This window comes from Bradyrhizobium sp. HKCCYLRH3097, from assembly GCF_051167875.1.
Taxonomy (GTDB): Bacteria; Pseudomonadota; Alphaproteobacteria; order Rhizobiales; family Xanthobacteraceae; genus Bradyrhizobium.
In genome coordinates this window covers 1-23,229 of the sequence record NZ_JBNPTX010000010.1, presented here as the reverse complement: position 1 = coordinate 23,229, position 23,229 = coordinate 1, and the positions used below count along the sequence as shown (strand labels likewise).

The 23,229-nt window shown below is 64.6% G+C and carries 17 protein-coding genes; 6 read left to right on the top strand and 11 right to left on the bottom strand.

Going from position 1 to position 23,229, the window contains the following annotated elements; genetic code table 11:
* Positions 1–29: 29 nt before the first annotated feature.
* From ACQR0U_RS22555 to ACQR0U_RS22535, 5 genes are all read right to left on the bottom strand, one after another.
* Positions 30–872, bottom strand: coding sequence for an ABC transporter permease (locus ACQR0U_RS22555; RefSeq protein WP_315712833.1), 843 nt, complete (start codon positions 870–872; stop codon positions 30–32).
* Between the two features lie 145 nt (positions 873–1,017).
* Positions 1,018–2,283 carry a class I SAM-dependent methyltransferase gene (locus tag ACQR0U_RS22550; protein ID WP_315753257.1) on the bottom strand — a complete coding sequence of 422 codons (1,266 nt, stop codon included), beginning with the start codon at positions 2,281–2,283 and terminating at the stop codon, positions 1,018–1,020.
* Positions 2,284–2,352: 69 nt separating this feature from the next.
* Positions 2,353–3,093: an SDR family NAD(P)-dependent oxidoreductase gene (locus ACQR0U_RS22545; protein WP_315712830.1), complete on the bottom strand. Its 741-nt coding sequence runs from the start codon at positions 3,091–3,093 to the stop codon at positions 2,353–2,355.
* Positions 3,090–3,626 (bottom strand): WbuC family cupin fold metalloprotein, encoded by a 537-nt coding sequence (locus ACQR0U_RS22540; RefSeq protein ID WP_315712828.1) that lies wholly within the window; start codon positions 3,624–3,626, stop codon positions 3,090–3,092. Before ACQR0U_RS22540 ends, ACQR0U_RS22545 begins: the two co-directional genes overlap by 4 nt.
* A complete protein-coding gene (locus ACQR0U_RS22535) occupies positions 3,623–4,828 on the bottom strand; it encodes a class I SAM-dependent methyltransferase (RefSeq protein WP_315712827.1) in 1,206 nt (401 codons plus the stop codon). Before ACQR0U_RS22535 ends, ACQR0U_RS22540 begins: the two co-directional genes overlap by 4 nt.
* Positions 4,829–5,228: 400 nt before the next feature.
* On the opposite strand from ACQR0U_RS22535, the gene ACQR0U_RS22530 reads away from it, so the two are divergent.
* Complete coding sequence (locus ACQR0U_RS22530) at positions 5,229–5,498, top strand: hypothetical protein (RefSeq protein ID WP_315777190.1); 270 nt, start codon at positions 5,229–5,231, stop codon at positions 5,496–5,498.
* A 149-nt stretch (positions 5,499–5,647) separates the two neighbouring features.
* On the top strand, positions 5,648–7,732 hold the full coding sequence (locus tag ACQR0U_RS22525) for a TIGR04372 family glycosyltransferase (RefSeq protein ID WP_315825076.1): 2,085 nt from the start codon (positions 5,648–5,650) through the stop codon (positions 7,730–7,732).
* An 87-nt stretch (positions 7,733–7,819) separates the two neighbouring features.
* Here the strand turns inward: ACQR0U_RS22525 and ACQR0U_RS22520 are convergent, their stop codons facing one another.
* Entirely contained in the window at positions 7,820–9,889 is a 2,070-nt protein-coding gene (locus ACQR0U_RS22520; protein ID WP_315825075.1) for a TIGR04372 family glycosyltransferase, read from the bottom strand.
* A 314-nt stretch (positions 9,890–10,203) separates the two neighbouring features.
* Here ACQR0U_RS22520 and ACQR0U_RS22515 point away from each other — a divergent pair, with 314 nt between their 5' ends.
* Genes ACQR0U_RS22515 through ACQR0U_RS22500 form a run of 4 tightly spaced genes read left to right on the top strand, consistent with a single transcriptional unit; the run spans position 10,204 to position 17,446 of the window.
* A complete protein-coding gene (locus ACQR0U_RS22515; protein WP_434872258.1) occupies positions 10,204–12,399 on the top strand; it encodes a TIGR04372 family glycosyltransferase in 2,196 nt (731 codons plus the stop codon).
* 14 nt (positions 12,400–12,413) lie between these two features.
* Positions 12,414–14,378, top strand: coding sequence for an acyltransferase family protein (locus tag ACQR0U_RS22510; RefSeq protein ID WP_434843969.1), 1,965 nt, complete (start codon positions 12,414–12,416; stop codon positions 14,376–14,378).
* A gap of 25 nt (positions 14,379–14,403) precedes the next feature.
* Positions 14,404–15,489: a hypothetical protein gene (locus ACQR0U_RS22505; RefSeq protein ID WP_434843968.1), complete on the top strand. Its 1,086-nt coding sequence runs from the start codon at positions 14,404–14,406 to the stop codon at positions 15,487–15,489.
* Entirely contained in the window at positions 15,467–17,446 is a 1,980-nt protein-coding gene (locus tag ACQR0U_RS22500) for an acyltransferase family protein (protein ID WP_316225674.1), read from the top strand. The genes ACQR0U_RS22505 and ACQR0U_RS22500 overlap by 23 nt, the downstream gene beginning before the upstream one ends.
* A 6-nt stretch (positions 17,447–17,452) precedes the next feature.
* On the opposite strand, the gene ACQR0U_RS22495 is transcribed toward ACQR0U_RS22500, so the two are convergent.
* The 5 genes from ACQR0U_RS22495 to ACQR0U_RS22475 form a co-directional block, all read right to left on the bottom strand.
* Positions 17,453–18,433, bottom strand: coding sequence for a TylF/MycF/NovP-related O-methyltransferase (locus ACQR0U_RS22495; RefSeq protein WP_315825070.1), 981 nt, complete (start codon positions 18,431–18,433; stop codon positions 17,453–17,455).
* 322 nt (positions 18,434–18,755) lie between these two features.
* On the bottom strand, positions 18,756–19,730 hold the full coding sequence (locus ACQR0U_RS22490) for a hypothetical protein (protein ID WP_315753236.1): 975 nt from the start codon (positions 19,728–19,730) through the stop codon (positions 18,756–18,758).
* A 7-nt stretch (positions 19,731–19,737) separates the two neighbouring features.
* Positions 19,738–20,631, bottom strand: coding sequence for a hypothetical protein (locus ACQR0U_RS22485; protein WP_315753234.1), 894 nt, complete (start codon positions 20,629–20,631; stop codon positions 19,738–19,740).
* A gap of 50 nt (positions 20,632–20,681) precedes the next feature.
* Positions 20,682–21,770: a GSCFA domain-containing protein gene (locus ACQR0U_RS22480; protein ID WP_315825068.1), complete on the bottom strand. Its 1,089-nt coding sequence runs from the start codon at positions 21,768–21,770 to the stop codon at positions 20,682–20,684.
* A gap of 57 nt (positions 21,771–21,827) precedes the next feature.
* Positions 21,828–22,772, bottom strand: a complete 945-nt coding sequence (locus ACQR0U_RS22475; RefSeq protein ID WP_315825067.1) for a TylF/MycF/NovP-related O-methyltransferase — start codon at positions 22,770–22,772, stop codon at positions 21,828–21,830.
* Positions 22,773–23,229 lie beyond the last annotated feature (457 nt).

Sequence of the window (23,229 nt, the reverse complement as noted above, 5' to 3'; positions counted from 1 at the left end):
AGGCGGATCCAGAGCTCCCGGCCATGATGTCAGGCCCAATACACGACGCGCGACCGATAGCGCGTGTAGATATAGATCATGGCGGCGGTCAGGACCGCGACCGATCCAATGGCACCGGCCCAGGTCGCAAGGCCGGGAACGTCGCCCATCAGCGGACCGCGCGTGACCGACAAGAGATAGGCGATCGGATTGAGCGTGACGATGAGCTCGCCGCCGCGGATACTCGACGGTTCCCAGATGATCGGAGAGATGAAGAACAGGAGCTGCAGCACCGCCGCCATGACGGGCGGCACGTCGCGATAGCGCACGCAGATCATCGAGACGATCACCGAGGCGCTGACGACGAAGACGTAGACGATCATCAGGCCGAGGATGGCGAGGACCATTCCGAACCCGACCGACCATGGATAGACGAGCCAGATGAACGGGATCACCGCGATGTTGTGCAGGAAGATGATCAGGTTGCGCTGAACCATGCGCATGACATGGATCAGGATCGGCATGTCGACGGCTTTGATCATGCCGCCTGCATTGATCATCGTATAGCAGGCCTCGCTGAGCGAGGACGAGATGAAGCTCCAGATGGTCATGCTGACCATGAAGTGGGGCAGGTAGGTCTTCATGTCGGCGCCGAGGAAGCGGCCGGCCACCGTGCCCATGATCAGGGCGGTGATCGCGTTGGTGGCCGTGATCCACCACGGGCCCAGCATGGTGCGGCGGTATTTCGATCGGATGTCACCGGCAGCGAGCGCGCGCCAGGTGACGTGACGGGTGATGAAAGGCGCGATGTCCTCGCGGCAGCGCGCCCAGGAGATGCGACGCCGATCCGCAACCACGAACCGCTCGACCTGTCCATCGGTCAGGGTGGTCATCCTTGTACCTCGCGAGAGCCGTAAGTGTTTGTCTTACCAGCTGAATGCGGTTGGACCCCCGCCACGCCGGCGGCCCATCGCCGGGGCTTGCTGGACCATGTTACGAGGGCACTGTCAACCGGTCAGCTCAGGCCGCCGCCGCGGCTCAGATCGCGACCGAGCCCGAGGCGTCGACGATCCGCGGCTCCGGCAGCGGCACCAGGAATCGACCGCCTGCGTCCAGGTAGGCCTGGTTGCGCTTCAGGATCGGGTCCGCATAGATCCAGGCGAGGACGACGACGATGTCGGGCTTTCGCGTCGCGAGCTCGCTGGAGGGCAGCACGGGGATGTGGGCGCCCGGGCTGAAGCGGCCGTGCTTGAGCTGGTTGTCGTCGACGATGAACTTGATCCGGTTCTCCAGCTCGAAATGGTAGAGCAGGGTGGTGGTGGTGGTCGAGGCGCCGTAGGCCGCGACCAGCTTGCCCGCGGCGATGGCCTCGTCGAGAGTAGCGAGCACCCGGCGCTTGCAGTTCTCGATGGCGACGAACCAGTCACGGTAGATCTGCGGCTTGGTGACGCCGCGCCGTTCCTCCTCGGCGATCAGCGTCGACAGCTCCGCCGAGCGCGGGCGCTTGCCGGTCGATTTCGGCTGCGCAAAGGCGCGGATCGAGCCGCCCTTGGTGCCGGTGCGTTCGACGTGGAACAGCGTCATGTCGTGCCGGTTCAGGAAGGTCTCGAGCGGGATCAGCGCGTGATGCGAGACGTGCTCGTGGTAGATCGTGTCGAACACCATGTTGTCGATCATGTCGACGATGTAGGAGACCTCGAACACGAAGGCGCCGTCGTCGGCGAGCAGGAGGCGGATGCCCTTCACGACGTCGGACATGTTGTCGATATGCGCAAACACGTTGTTGGCGCAGAACAGCTTGGCTTCGCCCTGCTCCGACTTGATGCGGGCCGCCAGCGCGCTGGTGAAGAAATCCGGGATCGTCGGCACGCCTTCCTTGGTGGCGGTCGCCGCGATGTCGCGGGCGGGGTCGATGCCCTGCACGCGCATGCCCTCGTTCTTGAACGCCTTGAGCAGCGAGCCGTCATTGCTGCCCATCTCGGCGACCAGGCTGCCCTTGGGGATGGCGAGCGAGGACACCACCGATTGCGCATAGCGCTTGAAATGCTCGACGAGGCCGAGCGAGACCGAGGTGCGGTAGGTGTAGTCGCGGAACAGGATGTCGGGATCGACGACGTCGAGATTCTGCAGATGGCCGCAGTCGAGGCAAAGATAGCAGTCGAGCGGGTAGAGGTCCTGCTTCTCGCCCAGCCGGTCCGCCGTCACGAACGCGTCGCCGATCGCCGAAGGCCTGATCGGCAGCACGTGATCGAGCGAGGTCGAGCCGCAAAGGCGGCAATCGGTCTTGTGCTTGACGTGCTGCATGAGGTGTCGATCCTGGGTTGGCGATCCCGCAGGCGGGACGGTCGGCCGAAGAGGAATTTGCGGCGGGTTTTACAGGCCGGCGAAGCTCTTGGCGACCTCTTCTTGCCAGACTGTGGACACTCCGCCATCCAGAAACAGGCTCTGCCCGTTGATGAACGAAGCGCGCGGGCTGCAGAGGAAGTCGAGGGCGTCGGCGCATTCCTCGGCCGTCCCGAGCCGGCCCAGCGGGACCAGCTTGCGGTAGGTCTCCATCAGCTTCTCGTTCTGCTCATAGAAGATGCGCGATTCGCGCTTCAGATAGGTCAGCGGCATGATCGCGTTGACGCGGATGCCGCGCCGGCCGAGCGTCGCGGCGTAATGCCGGACCATGGCGTTGAGGCCGCCCTTGACGACATGGTAGCCGACCGGCTGCGAACTGCCGACGAATTCGGCATAGACCGAGCTGACCACGCCGATGGCGCGGTCGCCATCGTCAGCGAAATGGCCGGAAAAGCCCTCGATCAGGTCGCGCGAGGCGGTCAGGCCGACCTGGATTTCCCCGGCCCAGGGATCGCCCTGGCCGCGAAAGCGCTGGCTCAGGACGAGGTAGCGGACCGGGCCGTTGGCCTCGGCGATCTCACCCCAGAGCCCGGCAAAGCTCTCGCTGCGCTCGAGATCGGCGGAAAAATGCTTCAAGCCGGGCTGATCGGGAAAATCGGCCGGGCGCTGCCGCGACACGACGCTGACGGCGCAGCCGCGCGCCAGGAAGCGTTCGACGACCACGCGGCCGAGGCCGCGGGTGCCGCCGACCACGACGGCATGGCTGGTCATGCGGCAACGCCCTGCCGTGCGGCGACACGCCGGACGAGATCGGCCTGATAGGCCTCGGCCCCGGCGGCGTCGCTGTCCTCGGGCGCGAAGTTGGCGAACACGCTGGCGCCGGGGCGGAACGGGCCGTTGGTGATCTCGTGCACGATCAGCAGGTCGCTGCGGATGATCAGGGTGTGAAAGAATGCATTCGACATGCGATAGTAGAAGGGGCGCGCACCGCCCGGCGGCCCCAATTCGACGACACGCTCGATCTGGCCGTCATCGTCGAACACCACGATATCGACCTCGCCCTCGATGATGTGGAACGCCTCGCTCTTGCCGGGGTGCTTGTGCGGACGGATGTAGGAGCTGGAATCGATCGCGATGATCATTTCATGCAGGCTGTCATCGCCGTCCGGATGGGCGTTGATGCGGGCCCGCCGCTTCGGGCTGGCCTTCACCGCGGCCTTCAGGGTGTTGATCTCGGCCGCGCCCACCGATGAAATGGGGCCCTCGGCCAGGAATACCTCGGGGGATTTCTGGACGAGCGTCATGCGTGATCCCTCATGATCGAATTGTCGAGCGCCGCGTAGATCGAGCGGAATTCCACGCCCCTGGCAGCGAGCGGCGCGAGCTTTTCACGCACCTTGCCCTCGATGTGCGGCGCGATCGCAAACAGGCAGAGCCTGATCCGCTCGTCATCCAGCAGCCGCTGGGAGCCTACCACAGGTGTACGGAAGCCGGGGGGGAAAAAGCCTGTCTTGTCCGCATCATCGTCGACGGCCACCGCGATCAGGTCGGCCAGGCCGAAGGCGTTGACGAACATGATGGCGTGATGGCCGATGCCGAACAGCGCGATCCGGTCGCGGTCGGGACCGGCCAGGTCCGTCAGCTTGCTGCGCAGTCGCGCGCGGGCGGGGGCGAAATTGTCACGATAGACCTGGAACAGGCTGGAAGGTCCGCGGGGCTTCACCGGAGTGGCGGGAATATCGGCCGGGGTGAGGACGGCGACCAGGGCATCTTCCAGGGCGCCCGGATAGCGAAGCAGGGCCAGAACGCGATAGCCGCTCACCTCAGCCAGGCGCCGCAGCGTGTCCTCGACGAAGTAGCAGCTATGCTCCTCCCACAGGAAGCAGTAGTCGCGCGCCGCGAGGAACTTGCTGCTGTCGGGGACTTCGATCAGCAGCAGGCCATCGGGATTTAGAAGAACCCTGAGCGCTTGCAGCGCCTGCACCGGCTCCGGCGTGTGCTCGAGGATGTAGCGGCACGATACGATGTCGAAAGTGCCAAGCTGCGTCGCTTCTGCAGCCAGCCGGTCGGCACGGAGGGTGGCCTGCCAGGTTTCCAGATAGGGATAGCGCCCCGGAGCGCCGGCGGCGCCGAGCGCAAGGGCGCTCGCGGTGAGCCCGCGGGCCTGCAACCTGCCCAGCAGGGGCCCCTCGAACGGACCGGTCCCGAGGGCGGTGCAGGCCCGCGGCTTCAACGACAGCAGTTCTCCGACCAGGGCGTCGAGATGGCCTTCCGGCTCCCGGTAGCGGATCCATGGCACCTCGGGAACAAGCACGTCTGGCGGTGGAGGCTCGCGGAGCTGGACGAGCTGACACGTGTCGCACGCGACGATGTCGAGGGTTATCCGAAGCTGGACATGGTTCTCACGCGCGAACCGGTTGCAGACCGGGAGCTCACCAAGCGGGAGCGCCTGCGGGGAGATCGGCTGACCGCACAATCGGCAGCCGGATCGTGGTCCGGTGGACATGGCTCGGCTGGATCGCTCGATCAATGGACACGCTCAGGCTCGCCGCTGCGTCCAGCGCGCCGGCTGCTATGGATGTTGCCATCTGGAGGCAACCTCCATAGCAGTGTAATCGGGAACATGACAACGTAAAATGTTCGGCTTGGCACAGACCCTGGAACTCGCGTCATTTGTGATGTTTCGCGTTACTATTGCTCTTTGAGCGCTCGCATCACTCCTTCTCGGTTCAACCGACGAATCAGTGTCAAGAACGCCAGTAGATATTTGTTCTACAGTAGCGGGGATTGTGCGACTGGGCAGTCTTCCAGCGAAGATGCTACACATGATGACCAGGGGCTTTGGCGGCTATTGTTCCGCCGCATGAGATCTAACGTTGGTAAGAGGGGGCGCCGGCGTGAAGGATATGGTTTTCGTTTTAAGATCGATCTTGCGCACCGTCTGCGTGAGCACGGTCCTCTTCTGTGTTCTTCTTGCAGTCGGCGCAGGGTTCCTCAACGCCTTGCTTGCGGGATTTGTGGCTTTCGTCTTCATCTTGCTGGGGATCGGCCGGCTCGTGCTCGAGCGGCTGGCTCTGTGGTCGACAATTCTGCTGATTGTCGACAGGGCAGGGCTGTTGCCGATCACCGAGTGGGTTCACGGGATCATCACGCTCATTGGTCGCGGGTTGGCTTGACAGCCCGACAGGCATGCGGCGTGTATTGCCGACAGCCAATTCGAGACAGGCGACAAACGGCATAGCCTTCTCCTGGTCTGCCGCAGGGCGGTCTGGATGTTCGAGAACGGGGGCCTGGCCGTGAGCCGAAGACGGATTTGGGGTAGCCGATGCAGCGCTTCAAGGAGCCGCTAGTTCTGCAGAGCCCAGTGCGCAGACGCGGATTCCTTGAGCTGTTCAACGCACTGGAGACTCTGCCAGCCGAATCGGCCCGTTGGGGAGAGCGGTCTCTGCTGGGGCCGCAGCGATGGGCGCGCATCCTGATCGTCGGGACTGCCAAGCTGCTGCGCCTGCTGCCGCCGCGGCTGGCCTTCCTGATCCTCGCCTTGTTCGAGATCGGAGACCTTCGCGATCGCCGCCTGCTGCAAAGAGCCTATCAGGTCTACTGCGCGTCTCTGCTGGCGAAGGATCCGGACCTGCGGTTTTCGGGATTGCTCGGACGGTGCTTTCCAATGCTGTCAGCGGAACTGCTGCTTCGGATCGGGGCCGATTGGGAAGCCTATGATCTGGTCCTCCAGGATCAACTCGCAGCCCGCTCGCCGGAACTGGCGAACATGATGATTCGCGCGCTCTTCGAGCTCGGGGAGTTCGACAAGGCCTATCGGCTGGCCTCCCAGCTGGATCTGAGGGCAAGGTCGGAATCGGAGATACATCTCACCTTTCTCAAGGGCATGCTCGAGATCATGGTCGGCAACGAGGCCCGCGCGGTCGAATGCATGTCGGACGCATGCCGTGGTATTCCCGACTACATGCGTCCTCATCAGAACATGGCGTCGCGGCCGGCGCGAAACTATCATCCCAACCCTCTTGATTTCGCCTGCGGCGCCGCGGGCAGGCTGTTCGATCTCTGCAACTTCAGCGGCCAGCGCGTGACTCATGTCGGCTCTGGCGACATCGGCATCGGTCTGTTCACGAGAGCGCTTGCGGCGCAGTCGGAGCTCGGCGAGGCGGCGCCAGCCGTATCAGCGGAGGCCAGCCACCTGTTGCGCAGGTTGGGAATTCCATTGGAGCAATTGCGGGTCCTTCCCGAGGAATGGACGACCCAGATCGGTCACCTCGGCATGCTGGACATCCTGTTCCGAATGCGCGACCTGGGGTGGTGGTCGGGAAGACCGCTGATCGTCGTCCGTCCGAACTGCGTGGCCAACAGGGCCTTTCTTCGGCTGTTCGAAAGGTTCGCCGATGTCGTCGTGATCGGGGAAACCGTCTCTCACGCGCTCGGCGAAGAGCTGCTGTCGCTGCAGCGTTGGTACGGCATGAACTTCAATGTGTTTCGACTGCCGAACGGCGACGTGGTGCCGTGGCAGGAAGCCGGGGCGCTTGCCATCCTGCAGTGGGAGCGGGATGGCCGCGGGCATCCCTTGCGCGACGAGTACGACCGCATCTACGAGGCGGCGCCGAAATTGCAGGACGACTATCGGCGGATGCGCGAATCCTGGGGCATGAAGCCGGACGACTGGTACGTGTGCCTGCACACCCGCGACGGTTCCCATTATTCCGAGGTCGACGGCACCGGCCAGACCCATCGCAATGCGCCGATCGAGACCTACCTCGATGCGATCCACGCGGTCACCCGCAGGGGCGGCTGGGTGATCAAGCTCGGTGGTCCAAATTCACCCGGACTTCCGCCGCTCGACCGTGCAATCGATTATGCTCAGAGCAAGTTCAGATCCGAACTGATGGACATCTGCCTCATCCGGAATGCCAAAGCCTTCATTGGCACGACTTCAGGGTTGACGAATGTCGCGATCAGCTTCGGCATTCCAAGTGCCCTCGTGAATTGCATCACCACGGATCCGCAATTGTGGAACAGCGCTGTTCGGTTTGCGCTGAAGCCGGTGCGTCTCGCCGACGGAAAGATGCTGACCCAGACGCAGCTCACCTCGCCGCCTTGGCGCTGGCGCCTGTTCGACGCCTGCGTTCTCAGCCGCAACGGAGCGCAGCCGTTGAACAACACGTCAGACGAAATCCTCGCGGTCGTCGAAGAGGTCGTCGATCTCGCTTGCGGACATGCGGCCGACACAGCCTCGCAGCAACTCTTGTCGCTCTGGAGGGAGCAGCTTGTGCCGCCTCACTATTACGGCGGCGGCACGATCAGTGCCCACTATCTCGCGAAGTACGAAAGCGCATTCTTGGTGCCTGGAGCGGCCCCGCAGAGGAGCCTTCCCGAGGTCGCCAGGGCGCGACAACGTTAGTCCGACAGCACGGCCCTACTGTTCGCGGCCGACGTCCTCAGGTGCGCGCCAGGTCCGGGCGGCATCGCTTGATGCATCGCGCTGTCCTCACGGTTCTCTCAGCAGGTCCTGAGCGTATTTCTCGAGGAAATACCTGCTCGGCCGTGAACTGCCGAAGAAGCCCGGCACCTGGACGTGACGCTCCCATTTGCCGTCCACGCCGGGGGCGGGTCCTTTCCGCCGGGGATCGGAGATTTCGAGCACCTCGCGCACGGCTTCCAGGATTTCGTCCGAGCTGCTCTCGCTCACGACGAGTTTGGCACGCGCCATGGATTCATGGGTAGGGTAAGCCCAGCGATACTCTTCCGAGGTCCATTCGCGCAGCGAAAGCATCTGGCCATCCGCCCTGTGCACGGGCTTGAGCGCGAAGCGGGTGTCCGTCGACCACAGCAGGCCGATCGAGCTCAATGCATTGACCATCGCAGTCGGGATGCCGAAGCTGCTTGCCACATAGGCGAAGCCGGAGGTCGTGCCGATGAACATGCGGGCACGGCGCATCAAGTGAATGTCCATCTCCGGAAACGCGTCGTCGCTGCGGGCGTAGTCCACCACGCGTTCCATTTGCGGGAACGGCGGCACCTTGCGACCGCCCATCCGGACAACCCATCCGCCGCATTCGGTGATGTGGCGGACGGCATCGAGATAGCTCGCGAGCGACGCGTTGCGGATGGATTCGCCGACGCCTTCGGTATCATTCCGGGTCTGGGCATCCCGCACGTGCAGGCAGACGAACCAGTCGCCGTCCGCCATGCCCCACTTGCGCCGGTAGTCCTGGTACGTCTGCTCGACGCGGTTGTCGGAAAGCAGGCGGCGGTCGTAGATGTCGCGCAGCGGAAAGCTTCGCTGCCGGCTCTCCCATTGCTTGAGCGCGAGTGAGCCCGCATCGTTCCAGTACACCGCGCGTCCGTCCTCGAAGCGGAATGCCTGGTGGGAGTCGCCGATGAACGGGGTGAGGCTGGCGAGTTCGTGCCAGACTCCGGCCGTGACGTTCTCCCCCAGGGTGAGCGTCGGACAGATCTCCGAGAACAGCGACAGGAACGGCTTGTTGGCGATCCGGTCCTTGTAGGCCAGGAGCAGCGGCTGGCCCTGCCACCACCCCATCTCGCGCATCATCAGATGAACGTTGAGATGGCCGTTATGGCCGATCAACGCGCTCCAGTCCGGCGAGAGCAGCCTGACGTCCGACAGATCGGTGTCGAGCTTCTTGAGAAGGGCCTTGAGCTCGGGGCTGGGCGCGGGAAGATGACGGCGCAACCGCTTCTGTGTCTCCGTCAGCTTGGTGTAGACCTGCGGGACATGGAAGCCCTCGCCGCTGTGATATGTCGTCAGCAGCAGGTGGCGATAGGCGTAGAACAGGTTGATCTCCGACAACACCTTGCGCTGCGGATGATCGGCGGGAAAGCGCTCCCAGTATTGGCCGCGGTCCTCGCGTGCGGCGAGGATATCGTCGTGCCGGGGGAGACCGAGCTGAGTGACGAGGGTCTCGATCAGCTCCTTGTCGCAGAAGAAGTCGGGAACATAGCGGTCGAGCGGGGCTTCGAACGGCTCGGGGTCGCCGTCTCGGCGCGCATCGTATTGCCGTCCTTCGAAGGACGTCTGCTCGAAACGAAAATTCCGGTGCTCCAGCATGATCTTGATCAGCTCGGCAAACCGGCGCAGGTCCTGCGGACGAAGCGCGGTCCAATTGATGGTGTGGGCCTGCGCCAGCAGCTCCATGAAGTAGCCGGATGTCAGCTTTTTCGTCAGCTTGCCGATCGCCTCCATGAACTCGTCATCGACCCGGTCCCAGTCGATTCTGGGAAACAGCTCCAGAACGCGCTTCTCCTTCTCGCACATGAGAAGGAAGAGGATCAGCTCGTTGCAGTACTGACCCGAGTGGCCGCGGGTGAGCACCCATTGCATCTCTTTTTCGATGTCGGGACCGCAGAAATAGCGGAATTGCCGGTCAAACTCGTTCCGGTGTGCATAGCGGTGGAAGACGAGCGCCACCATGAAGGCCTGTCTGAAGGTCAACAGGGCGAAGATCAGGTCCTTCAACGATTCCGCCCGTTCCTGCCCGGCTGCATTCAGAAACCAGCCGATCGCCCTCGCGGCACGGCCGGCGAGGTTCGACTTCAACGCCTGGACCCGACTGCGTTGGCGTGGCGCGGGATGCCCGGCTGGATTTGAGTGGACGGACTCGACGAACATTTCCAAGGCCCCATGACGAAAGCGAAGGTCTCACCGGCGCACTGCTTCGGCAGCACAACCGCCCGGCATTGAAACAGGCCTGCCAGCTTTCCGGACTGGACAGGGATCGCGCCCAAGCGTGGCACGAGCATAGAGCGCGCGTGGGTTGGCCGCCAGTCCAGGCGCTCGCCGCCCGTCAGGAGAGGGGGACCTGAGCGGACCACCGCCAGCGACACGCGAGGACGGCGGCTTTCCGACGGGAGGTGGCGGCTTCTTTCGCCCGATTCGGGTTGATCGGGTCGGGCCTTCACAGTAATCGTTGCCTGCTGTTTCCGAGGTTGCGCCGGAGGTGCGGTTTGCCGCTCGACACCATTTCGACCGAGGGCCGGCCCGTCGGCAGCGCTCCGGTCCACGACCTGACTCGCGCGGAACGTACATTCGGCCGATATTATCCTCTGTTGCGCCTTCTCGCGCGGCTTCCGGGTCGGCATTTTCTGCGCAATCTGGCATTCACGGTGTTGCCGTTCAGGGCGAGATTTTGGCTGACGGTACAATTCCGCCACTTCTTCCAGCATCCGGGCCTGGACCGCCACTTCGTCTTTTTCTGCGGTCCCTTCCTGGGCCGGCACCTGCCCTGGATCTTCAACAGCTCTGTTTGGGAGCGCTACCCGAACGAGGTTGCATTCTATCTTCTACTCGCGGGATACCGGAAAGAAGCGCTGCCGCTGTTCCGCCGGTTGAGGTGGGACGGGGAGCGCCCGATCGCCGAGCTCGCCTTGCACGGAACGGGCGTCGTCGGTGACGGCTACTCGATGGATCTGCTGACGCAGATTCATTTTCTCGACTGGCAGCAGGTTGCCGAGCGGTCGCCGGCGATGCGGACCTTCGTCCGGATGATGTTGGAGCATCGCAACTTTCAATATGAGGAACGGGCTTTTCGCGGGCGTGTCGAGTTCGATCACGTTCCGAGGGACGTCCCGGTCGAGCAATTCATTCCTTATTTCTTCCGCGACCGCGAGGTGATCGTTCGCCTGATGCAGGAACTCGGTCTCGTCGATTCGACGGGCGTCCTTCGAAAGCTGGACGCGTCCGGGCAGTACTGGGAAAGCCTTCCCAGATATCTGCCCGACCGCATGGTCTGTCTCGACATCTACCTGTTCTATGCTTATCGCGAACTCCTGCTGAGGACTTACCACAACGGGGAAGGAGACAAGGTTCCTCTCGTGTACAGCCGCGGTCTGGACACGCAGCGTCGCCTTCGCCGTCAGCTTCCGAAGCCGTCCGCCGAGCTGAAGCGCGTGCTCGACGGGGTCGGTGCCGAGCTCGGCGATGTCAGATTGCTCTCACCCGATTGGAGCGCGCTGATCGGTCACAATGGTCATCTGAACGTGCACCTGATGATGCGGAGCATGGGGTGGTGGAAGGGACAGCCGGTCCTGCTCGCCTACAAGGATCGGATCGCCAACAAGCCTTTCCTGTCGCTGTTTTCCGAGATTTGTCCGACGCTCACCCTGGGTGAGAACGTTTCTCCCGGTGTCTGGTACGAGCTCGCCAGCCTGACGCCTTTCCTCGGTGACTCGCATCAGGCCTTCCAGTTCGAGGATGGCCGGACGATGTACTGGAACGATGCAGGCGCGATGGCACTCCAGCAGTGGGAGCGCGAGGGCAAGGGTTTCCCGTTGCGCGACATCTATGACGCGCGCATGAAGGCGGACGACAGGACCGAGGTGCTGTACCAGTCGCTGCGTCGGAAATGGGGGCTCGCGCCCGGTGATTGGTTCGTGTGCCTGCATATGCGCGACGCCGAGGCGCGCGGCGAGACCCTCGGAACGGGCGAGTCGATCCGCAGTGCCACCATCGGCAACTATCTCGAGACCGTCCGCTACATCACCCAGCAGGGCGGTTGGGTGATCCGCATGGGCGGACGCAAGGCGCCGCCGCTGCCGGACATGCCGCGCGTGGTCGACTACGCGCGAAGCGAGGATCAGGTGGCGGAGATGGACATTCACCTGATGCGCCGCGCGCGCATGTTCATCGGCACGACCTCGGGCTTTGCCTATGTCGCGACCAGCTTCGGCATTCCGACCGCGATGGTGAACGCGCTGAGCTCCGTCGGCCTGTTATGGTCGAAGGATACGCGCTTCTCGCTCAAGCCCGTGCATACGCGCGAGGGGCGCATGCTGTCGTTGAGCGACGTCACCTCCGAGACATGGCGCTGGACGTTCCCGACCTACGAGACGGTCAAGGCTGCCGGCCTCACGGTCGGCGAGAGCTCCGCCGACGAGATCCTGGAGACCACCCGGGAGGTGCTGGATCTGTCGTCCGGGGCGCCGCCCGTCATTCCGCCGGTCGACGATGCCTGGGAAAAATGTGTGAACATCCAGGGATTCTTCGGCAATTCACGGCCGTCCCGCTATTTCCTGGACAAATATGCGGCGTCGCTGCTCGATCGCTCCTGAAACGAAACGGTCCGATGAACTTCGCCCAACCGAACATGTCCCTGGAAGAAGCCCGCGCCACCCCGCTCGGCTATCGCGCCGACATCGACGGCCTGCGTGCCGTCGCCGTGCTGCCGGTCCTTCTCTACCACGCGTTTCCCGCGGCCGTCCCCGGCGGCTTCTACGGCGTCGACATCTTCTTCGTCATTTCCGGTTATCTGATCACCGGGATCATCCACAAGCAGATGCTGTCGAAGACGTTCAGCATCGCCGATTTCTATGCCCGCCGGATCCGCCGCATCTTTCCGGCGCTGATCACGGTGGTGCTGGTCACCTTCCTGATCGCCTGGTTCTTCCTGCCGCCGCGCGAGCTGAAGTCGCTCGGCACCAACATTGCCGGCGGCGCCGTCTTCATCCAGAACTTCATCCTGCTCGGGCAGGTCGGCTATTTCGACCTCGCCGCCGAGAAGAAGCCGCTGCTGCATCTGTGGTCGCTGGCGATCGAGGAGCAATACTACATCGTCTGGCCGCTGCTGCTGATGCTGATCGGCTCATGGCGGCGCAGGAGCCTGGCGATCACGGTCGCGCTGGCGGCGGCGTCGTTCGTCGCGTGCCTGATCGTGCAGCCGCGCGCGCCCGAATATGCGTTCTATCTGCCGGTGACGCGGGCGTGGGAGCTCTTGGTCGGCTCGGGACTGGCGCTCTGGGTCAATGGGCGCAGTGCGGAGGCTCGTCCGCTGCCGCTGATCGACGTCCCGCTCGTTCGCGAGCTCATCGCGCTGGCCGCGATGCTCGCGATCGTGGTCGCGTTCTGGCGCTACGGTCGGCTCACCCCGCATCCGGGCGTTCACACGTTGCTGCCCGTGCTGGGCGCAGCCGCCCTGATCGCGACCAGCGGCACGCTGGTGCATCGTTATGTGCTGTCCGCGACGCCGGCGATCTTTGTCGGCCTGATCAGCTATCCGCTCTATCTCTGGCACTACCCGCTGATGGCCTATGCGCGCATCCAGTTCATCGATCCCGTGCCGGCGTGGGTCATGGGTGCGATCATCGTGGCCAGCCTGGTGCTTGCCTGGGCCACCTACCGCTTCATCGAGCGGCCGATCCGCTTCGGCCGGCGCCTAGTGCCGCTCAAGGTCGGCGGACTCGTCGGCGGCATGGTCGCGCTGGGCATCATCGGCGTGGTCGCCGACCGCACCAATGGCCTGCCGGCGCGCATTCCCGCCGAGCTTCGCGGCTTCATGCTGGACGGCAGCGAGACGGCCCGCTTCTGGCGGGCCGACAAATGCCTGCTGAAGCCGGATCAGAGCGCGTCCGAATTCTCACCGGAATGCGCCGGCACCGGCCGCCATCCGCTCATTTTGGTCTGGGGCGACTCCTATGCCGCCTCGCTCTATCCGGGACTCGCTCATTTCGGTGCCGAGCGAGGATTCGAGGTCGCGGAATACACAGCCTCCGCCTGCCCGCCGCTGCTCGGTTTCGTCCATCCGGAACGGCGGTTCTGCAAGGGCGCGAACGACTTCGTCATCCAGAAGGTCGCCGGGCTGAAGCCGGATCTGGTCGTGTTCTATTCGACCTGGAGCTATGGTCCGGACGACCTGCGCAACGGGCTGGACAGAACGGTCACGGCATTGAAGGAGCTCAACGTCCCGAAGATCGTCCTGCTCGGGCCGCCGGCGACCTGGCTTGGCGAAAGCCTGCCGGCGAACATTCTCGACTATTATTTCCGGACGCATTCGCTGCTGCCGGCGCGCACCAAATTCCGCTCCAACGACAATTGGACGCGGGCGCTGGACGAGTTCCTCGAGGCGCAGGCGCAGCGCGTGGGCATCCAGTACATCTCGGCACGCCGCATGATGTGCAACGATGACGGCTGTCTGGCGCGGATCGGCGCGGACGGATCGGACCTGACCGCGTATGACAGCGGCCATTTGACTAACCCCGGCTCCCTCTTCATTGCCAGACAGGCGCTGGAGGCGTTGCCTGGCTTCGATAAATAGCCGCGTCGTCCGCCCCGGGGCCACCATGGATCGTCGGACAGAGCAGAGCGGTCGCGCCGGATACGAGGCCGGGAACGACGACCTCGGCCGCGCGGGAGGCCGCTATCTCGCCAGCGTGCTTGGACTGGTGGCGGCGATGCTGGGCGGTGTCAGCCTGTGGCTGGCAGCGCAGGGCGGCGACCATTTCAGCGCGATCAGCAGGGCCGGCGATCGGTCATGGTACCGCAATTTCGGCGGCGACAGCGTCACCGAGATCCAGGACCAGGATCTGTTCTACCATGGCATCGGCCGGTCGATCGACAACGCCCGCCAGGCCGACGTCATCATCCTCGGCTCATCCCTGGTGTCGTTTGCGCTCGACGAGACCGTCATGCGCGAGCGCCTCGAGCAGCCCTACGGCCTGAAGTTCTACAACATGGCGTTCGTCGGCGTTGCCAGCGGCGAGTTCGCGCGGCAGATCGCGCTGAAGTATCACCTCCATCCGCGCCTGTGGATCTTGAACGCCGACGATGGCGGCGGCGGCGGCAACTTCTTCCACCGCAACCTGACCCGCGCGTTCGGCGCCGACGTCCGTCCGATCCCGAGCACGAAGCTCAGTCGCTACGGCGCGACCTACGAGATCATCCGGCGCAATCTGCGCTGGCGGTTCGAGGACGTGACGCGGCCATGGCGCCAGGCGCTCACCGGCCCGCGATCCGGACCGCTGCCGCGCTTCGACCGCGATGATCGCACCGGCGCGGCCGACATGAGCACGTTTCCGCGCTTTCTCGCCGACGGCAACCCGGGCGTGAAGATGACGCGCGATCCCGATTGTCACACCACGCCCGACGTGATCGCCAATGCGCGCGACCTCGTGCAATCGCTGGGCGCGCCCGTGGTCCTGACCCTCGTTCCCAATTTTCACGGCTGCCTGACCCAGGTTCGTGAGATCGCGGCTGCGCTCGGCGTCGAGACGGCCTTGCCGGCGCGGACCGACTATTCGAGCTGGGATGGCGGCGGCCATCTCGACGCCAGGGGCGCGGCCGATTTCACCCGCGACCTCGTCGGCGGTCTGGAAAAGACGCGAGCGTTTCAGGGAATGCGTGAGAATGGCGATCACCGAAAGCCTTGATCATGCGGCCGCAGCGGATCGCCATGCGCGGCCGATCAGCCGGGCGCACGCGCTGCTTTATCGTCCCGACATCGACGGCCTGCGCGCGATCGCCGTCGTCGCCGTGCTCGTCTTTCATACCTTCCCGCGGCTGCTGCCCGGCGGGTTTGCCGGCGTCGACGTGTTCTTCGTGATCTCCGGCTATCTGATCACGGGCATCATCGATCGGCAGTGCGAGGACAACAGCTTCAGTTTCGCGACCTTCTACGCCCGCCGCATCCTCCGGATCTTCCCGGCTCTCATCACCGTGGTGCTGGCGACGTTCGTGATCGCCTGGTTCGTATTCCCGGTCGCCGAGATGGAAGCGCTCGGGTCCAACATCAAGGGCGCCGCCGCCTTCATCGAGAACTTCATGCTGCACGAGCAGATCGTGGGCTATTTCGATCCCGGTGCGGAGCGCCTCCCGCTGCTGCATCTGTGGTCGCTCGGCATCGAGGAGCAGTACTACATCGTCTGGCCCGCGATGTTCGTGCTGATCGCCCGATGGCCGTCACGGAAGGCGGCCATCGTGGCCGCACTCGCGTGCGGCTCTCTGGTGGTCTGCCTGTCGACTCCCGCAAGAGAGGCGGCGTGGGCGTTCTATTCCCCGACCACGCGGGGCTGGGAGCTGCTGGCCGGCTCGCTCCTGGCGGTGTGGCTGCGCCGGCGCGCCGATCGCCCGATCGATGCGGCCACCAGCAATGCGCTCGCGGCTGTTGGCGTGGTGGGCATCGCCGTCGCCTTCTTCGCGTTCAGCGCCGCCTCGCCTTGGCCCGGCATTCGCACCACGGTGCCCGTGCTGGCGACCATGGCCCTGATTGCGGCCGGCGGTACGCTGGTTCAGCGGGTGTTGGCGTGGCCCGCACTGGTGTTCGTCGGCCTGATCAGCTACCCGCTCTATCTCTGGCACTTTCCGCTGATCGCCTTCACCAAGCTGCAGTTCGGCGGCGCGGCTCCGGCGTGGATCCTGCTCGCGGTGCTCGGGCTGAGCGCCGTGCTGGCCTGGCTCACCTATCGCTTCATCGAACTGCCGATCAGGTTCGGAGCCGCGCCCGTCGCGTGGCGGGCGGGATCTTTGCTGGCCGTGATGGCGGCCATGATCCCGATCGGCGTCGCGGCGACGAGCACGCGCGGCCTGCCGGTCCGATTCGCGCCGGAGATCAGGGGCTTCATGCTCTCGGGCTCCGAGACCTCCTCGCACTGGCGCCGCGGCCGCTGCCTGCTGCTGCTGCAACCAGCCTCCGCGTTCGGCGCCGACTGCGCCGGGCAGGGGCGCCGGCCGCTGCTGCTGATCTGGGGCGATTCCTACGGCGCAGCGCTCTATCCAGGGCTGCTGCATCTGTCGACGGAGCGCGGCTATGACGTCGCGCAATATACGGCCTCTGCCTGCCCGCCGCTGATCGGCTACACGTTGGAGGCCCGGCCGTTCTGCAAGAGCATCAACGACGACGTCGTGTTGCGGATCGGCCGTCTCCGGCCGGACGTCGTCATCCTCGACGCGACCTGGGGCCACGCCGAGTCCGTGCTGCGCGAGGATCTGCCGCGCACGGTCGCGCTGCTCAGGGCCAACGGGATTGCGAAGATCGTGCTGATGGGACCGCCGCCGAGCTGGCAGGGCGTCGGCCTGTCGCACAACGTGCTCGACTACTACCGGCAGACCGGAACCGTGTTGCCGGAGCGGACTCTGTTCCGCTCCAACGACGAATGGACGCGCGGCCGCGACGCGCTGTTTCGCGAGCTGACCCGTCAGCTCGGCATCGACTACATCTCCGTGCGCGACGTGTTCTGCAACGACGAAGGCTGTCTCAGCCGGATCGGCCCGGGCGGCTCGCAATTGACGGCATTCGATCCCGGGCACCTCACGGTGCCCGGGGCCATCTTCCTGGCGCGCCACACCATCGACAGCCTGCTCGGCCCGGCCCAGCGGCCGCCGCCGTGAGCAGCGTCAGGTCGGATCGGCCGGGATGCCGCGATAGGAGTGGATGATGAAGCGAGTGCCGCCGACCGAATAGTCGCCGCCGTTGGAGGCCTCGATCGCGAACATCTCGACCAGCTCCTTCCAGGCCTGCCGTTCGCCCGTGGTCGGAATGGCACGATTGGCGTTCCAGTCGTCGAAGCAGATGACGGCGCCAGTCGAGATCATGCCGCGCTCGAACAGCGGGACGAGCGCATCCATGGTCGACTGGTAGAGGTCGCCGTCGAAATGGATCATCGCAAACCGCGTCTCGGGCGGCAGCGTCTTCACGGTGTCGGCGAACCAGCCTTCGTAGAGTTGAAAGCGGTGCGGCGGAATGATCTTGCCGATCAGCGCGCTCAACTGCGGCGCGGCCAGCACCTTGCAGCCGCCCTTGGCCCACGCGCCGGAGATGACGTGCGGCGCGACCTGGTCGACCGGCGAGGTGATCTCGGGAAGGCCCTCGAAGCTGTCGAACAGGCGTAGGATACGGAACGGGTTTTCCCCGGACGCGCTCTTGCCGAGCGGCTGGCGCTGCAGGTCGAACACCATCGACGTGGCGATTGCGCGGGCGCTGAAGCCGCCCATCGTGCCGAACTCCGCGATGTCGCCGTTCACATGGGCGCTGTTGATGTACTGGACGCACAGCGTGAGCGTCTTGGCGATCTCCTGTGCCGGCAGGATCAGCACGTCGGCATAGCTGTAATACGCGCCGGGCGAGGGAAGCTGCCGCGCGCTGTATTTCTCCAGTGCGATGTCCTGGATGATGCGTCCGTCATCGACCGTGTCGGCGGACGGGGCTGCGATTGCGACGGCCGGAGGCCTGTCCTGCACGCTGGCGCTGCTGCTGCCGTTTCCATAGGGCCAGGGCAGCGGCGGCTGGAACAGGATCGCCCGTTTCACCGAGCGCATCCAATACAGCACGTCCGGCGGCAGCGAGGTGGCGAGCGCATTCTTCAACGGTTGCAGCATTCAAATCTCCAACGCGGCGCTGTTCGATGACCGCAAAACGACCTTGAGGGATGGCGCAGACATGATGCTGCGCCGAACAGGGGTGTTCGCCTGGCGACGCCCAACAGGCGGCGTCACGCCGAGACGGGATTCCGCGCTCGGTGGCGGTGCCGGCTCCGCATGCACCGGCCGCAACGGGATGAACATCCGAAATCTCCGAGCGATCCCGCTCATGGCCACCCAGAGGTCGACATCGGCGGTGAGCGCGCCGTCGCGCGCTAGCCCACCAGTTGCCTCCTGGCTTAGCCGTCCTCCATTCCTGGTGCAAGCGGGCGGCCATGCGTCAATAGAGGCTGGCAGCCCGGCGTCCGTCGGCCAGCGCGTCGTGGACGTCTGCGGTCCGCTCCTTCGGCAGCTTGACGAAGAACGGGTCCGCCGGCCAGTGGTTCATGCCGGCGACCATGATCGTCATCTCCTCGTCGGGCATGCGCGGCATGAATACCAGATCGATCGCGGAGCGTGTCTTGTGCGACGGCGGGCTGCCGCGATGCATGAGGCGGGTTGCGTCGAACACCAGCAGATCACCGGTCTTGCCCAGAACCGTGTGCTCCCGGTAATTGGCGTCGCGATACTGGAACGGACCGGTCTGCTCGTCGACATCGCAGAGATAGAGCACGCCGCGAATGACGCCGGCGGGACAGTGGTCGCTATGCCATTCCTGGGGGCCGACGCCCTCGGTCACATGCGGCTTCGAGCGCACCAGCCGGACATTGGCGACCTTGGCCGGGCAGCCGAGCACACCGCGGAAGAAGGAATCGAAATCGCCGCCGCTGAACAGCGCGTGCAGATAGTCGACGAGGGCGGCCGACGGCATCCCGGTCTGCAGATCCTGCGTGTAGGAGGCGACGCTGTTGCCGGCCCAGTCCCACGCCGAGTGGCGATTGCTGACGTCGCGATCGAAGCTCTCGGTTTCCCGGAACATGGTCGCCTTTTCCGGATTCGTGCTGATCACCGTGACGCCGTTCTGCTGGAACGCGACGATCTTGTCGGCGAGCTGGCTCGGCGTCTTGTGCGGATCGAACTTCGGCGCATGGGCCGTGCACAGCGGCGGGGCGCTATTCGCGGCCGGGAGCAGCGTCAGCCGGCGCGGCTGCGCCGTGCCGTTCTTGTCTGCGGGGGCTGCGTCAGGACTGAGATGTCCATTCAGGCGGTCGAGCGTGTCGGCCCGCACCAGGCGGTAGCCGAGAGCGCCGAGCGCCTGGTTGACGCCGCCCTTGAGCCGCTGCTTGGCGGTGCTGATCATCGATCCCAAGGCCATGCTGTCCTCATGCTGCGTTCGGCTTGGTCGGCTGGAACGGGTCCAGGCCGCACGCCATTCGATAATACAGTTCGTATCGCGGATGATTGGCGACGAGGCCGCGGCTGTCGATCGCGTGATCGATCAGCGCCTCGAGCAGGAGACGGGCGCCCTTCGGCGGCAGATGCACCCCGTCGAAATCGAACTCCGGACGCAACAGATCGCCGTCCGTCAGGTCTGACCAGCGGTCGATCATGAACAGGTTCACCGAACGCACCTTCTGCGCCAGCTTCCAGTTGAACGCCTGGACCAGCTTGGTGCGCACCGACACCGGGCAGTCGTAGTTCTGCAGTTCGCGGATGCGCGCTTCCTGCCGGGTCGGAGGAACCACGCTCTGCACGTAGACGCGCTTGAAGCCGGCTTTGACCAGCTGATCGAGCCCGGCGACGAGCGGCCCGAGCCGGGCTTCGATCGCCTCGTCGATGAGATCCCACGGCACCAGCGGCTTGTCGAGCAGAGGCAGCGTCGTGGCGAACGGCGGAACGAAGTCGTGGGTGTCCTTGAGGAGTTGCAGGAGCGGACCGCGAACGTCGATCTCGCCGACGGTGATCATGATCAGCGGCGGCCGCACGGCCTGGCCGACCGCTTTGGCAATGGCGAAATCGACCTCGTCCATCGACAGATGCGTCGCGCGTCCGTTGCGCACCAGGCCTTCATATTCGAGGAAGGCGATGAAGTCGGGATGAAACTCGCCGGTGGCGGGATCGTAGAACTCCCGCGCCGTGGCGCCGGGGATGTACTTGGTGCGGGCCATCACCCAGGCGCCGGTCCAACGCTCGCGGAACACCATGTTCCGATACGGCAGGGAATGGCTGTCGCCGACGATATAGACCGGCAGAACCGCTTCGAGCTCGGTGTCCACGCTGATACTTCCCCTCACATCACAGGCTCGGCCGCAGCCGCCGCTCGTCCTCAGTTGTTACGGCTCGCGGCCAGTGCGCGGTAGAACTCGTCCTCGTCGCAGATGATCTGCGGCGCGGTCGGAGGAGCCGCCGGTTGCGTTCGTTCGTCATCACGTGCGGATCGCACCTCTGCGCCAGCGTCCTCGCCGGTGAACTGCGCGAAGAACAGCTTCATCGCGCGCGCGACGCCCTCGGACGTGACCGAGCGCGCATCGTCGGCGAAATACGCTCCCGCGTTCTTCGCATTGGTGATGATCTCGTAGGACGCGAAGTAATGCACGTTGTCGTAGCGCCGGACCATCTCCTCCGCGGCGACGCGCAGCACGCTCTTGGAATAGGTCGTGGCCTGCAGCACGTGGCGCGGCTCCATGGTGGCCGCAAGCGGGACCGGCGAGACCGTCAGGATGATCTGCAGGCGCGGATTGGCTGCCGACATCAGGTTGATCGCCTCGGCAAGATAGCCGGTGGTCTCCATGACCGAGAGATTGTGGAACGCGTATTTGGCATCGTCGAAGTCGCCGGCGCTGCCGCACCCCGGACAGGTCGGATACACCGTGCCGTCGAGCTTGGACACCCAGCTCTCGGTCAGACCGAGCGTGAAGATGAAGATGTCGGTGGTTTCGAAGAGCCGCCGCACCGCCTGCAAATGCTGCTTCAGATCGACTTCGGCCTCGACCATCGAGACGTAGCCGCGCGGCGTGATGCGGGGGCGCAGCAGATCGAACACCCAGCCGTCGCTGTTTGTCCAGAACTGATCGGCTGGCCGGAAAGCTCCGAAGGCGCGTTGCAGCAACTGCAGAAGCTGCAAGGTGCTGTAGATGTTGCCGTAGCGCGCGGAGAACACGCCATAGCCGAAGCGCTCCTCCTGCTCGGGCGTCAGATGCGGCGGTGCGGGCTCGGTGACATGGTAATTGTAGCCCCGCTCCTTCAGGGCGCGCGAGATGTGCTGCGCGAAGCAACTGCCGGCCGAGGCGACGCGCTGATCTGGACCGAAGCGGAGCCGCGCGGTCAGATGAGGATCGAGATCGGATGGGCTGCGCTCGGCAACGGCCTGCCGCCAGAAGCTGCTCGCGGGCAGCGTGGTGTAGGGACAACTCATGCACTCACCCTCTGACCGCATGGGGCCGCGACGCAATGAAAGCGAAGCGCATGCTGCTCAAGCCCTCGGCTTCATTCCGAGATAGGAATGAATGATGAACTTGGTACCCTGGATCGAGTAGTCGCCGGAATGGCTGGCGACGATGTTGAAGCGACTGACGAGGTCGGCCCAGGCCTTGCGCTCGCCGGCCTCGGGGTCGGCCTCGTTGCAGTTCCAGTCGTCGAAGCAGAGCACGGCGCCCTTCGAGATGAAGCCGCGTTCGAAGCACGGCACCAGCGCGTCCATGGTTGACGAATACAGGTCGCCGTCGAAATGGATCAGCGCAAAGCGCGTGTCCTCCGGGAGCAGCTTCACCGTGTCGGCGAACCAGCCCTCATAGATCTCGACCCGGCTGGGCGGGATGATGGCCTCGACCATGGTCCGCAGATCCGCGGCGCTGAGAATTCGGCAGCCGCCCTTCGACCAGGTGCCCGATTTCACGTGCTGCGACTCGAGGTCGACCTGCGCCGTGATTTCCGGCAGGCCCTCGAAGCTGTCGAACAGGCGCAGCTTGCGCAGCGGCTGGTTCGGCTGATAGCGCGGGTCGAACACCATCGCGTTTGCCAGGGTGCGTGCGGTGAAACCGCCCATGGTGCCGAATTCGGCGATATCGCCTTTGACGTCGGCGCTGTTGATGTACATCACGCTCAAGGTCAGCGTGCGCGCGATCTCCTTGGCGGGGAGGATCAGGACGTCGTCGATGTCGAAGAACAGGTACGGTGCGCTGATCTTGTGGGCGTCGAGCCGTTCCAGGGCTTCGGTCTGCCGCGTCCGCGGCTCCGACACCGCTTCGACGACCGGCGCGGGGGCCGGTTGAGGCTCGGGCTGGGGCTCTGGCTCCGGAGCAGCCTGCGGCCGTTCCGGGGGCGGCTGCCCCATCAGCGCGCGCTTGATCGAGCGCAGCTTGAACAGCGTCTGGGGGGGCAGGCCTTCGGCAATCGCCACCTTCAATGACTTGGTCATGACAGCCCCGTTCCCCACCGTTCGCGATGTCCGCCGCCAATTTATAGATACATTTTGCAAAGATCGCAAAAGCGGCATGCGGGCTCTGCACTCGTTTTGCGTGGGTGTCGGCCGGCGAGGCGCCGCTGATGGTCGAACCGGTCCGGCGTGCGCGTCAAAGACGAATTGGTCCGCATCTTCAGGTGCATCACCCCTGTCCAGTCCTGCCGGGAAAAATATTCTTCTTTCGTTTTATCGGAAAATATGGTTCTCTCGCGTCATCCCGCCTCATGCAGAGGGACGTACGCGTCGTCACGATACGTGGAGGTGGGCTGCGATGGACGTGACGGCTGCGCCAGACGAGCGCAATCGGCGCGGACGGCGAAGTCGTGTGGTCCTGGCCTCTCGACGCTGAGGTCTGCGCAACGCGCCAAAGGCGCGTTGTCGCAAAATGGGGGCAAGAACGCCGATCCCCAGG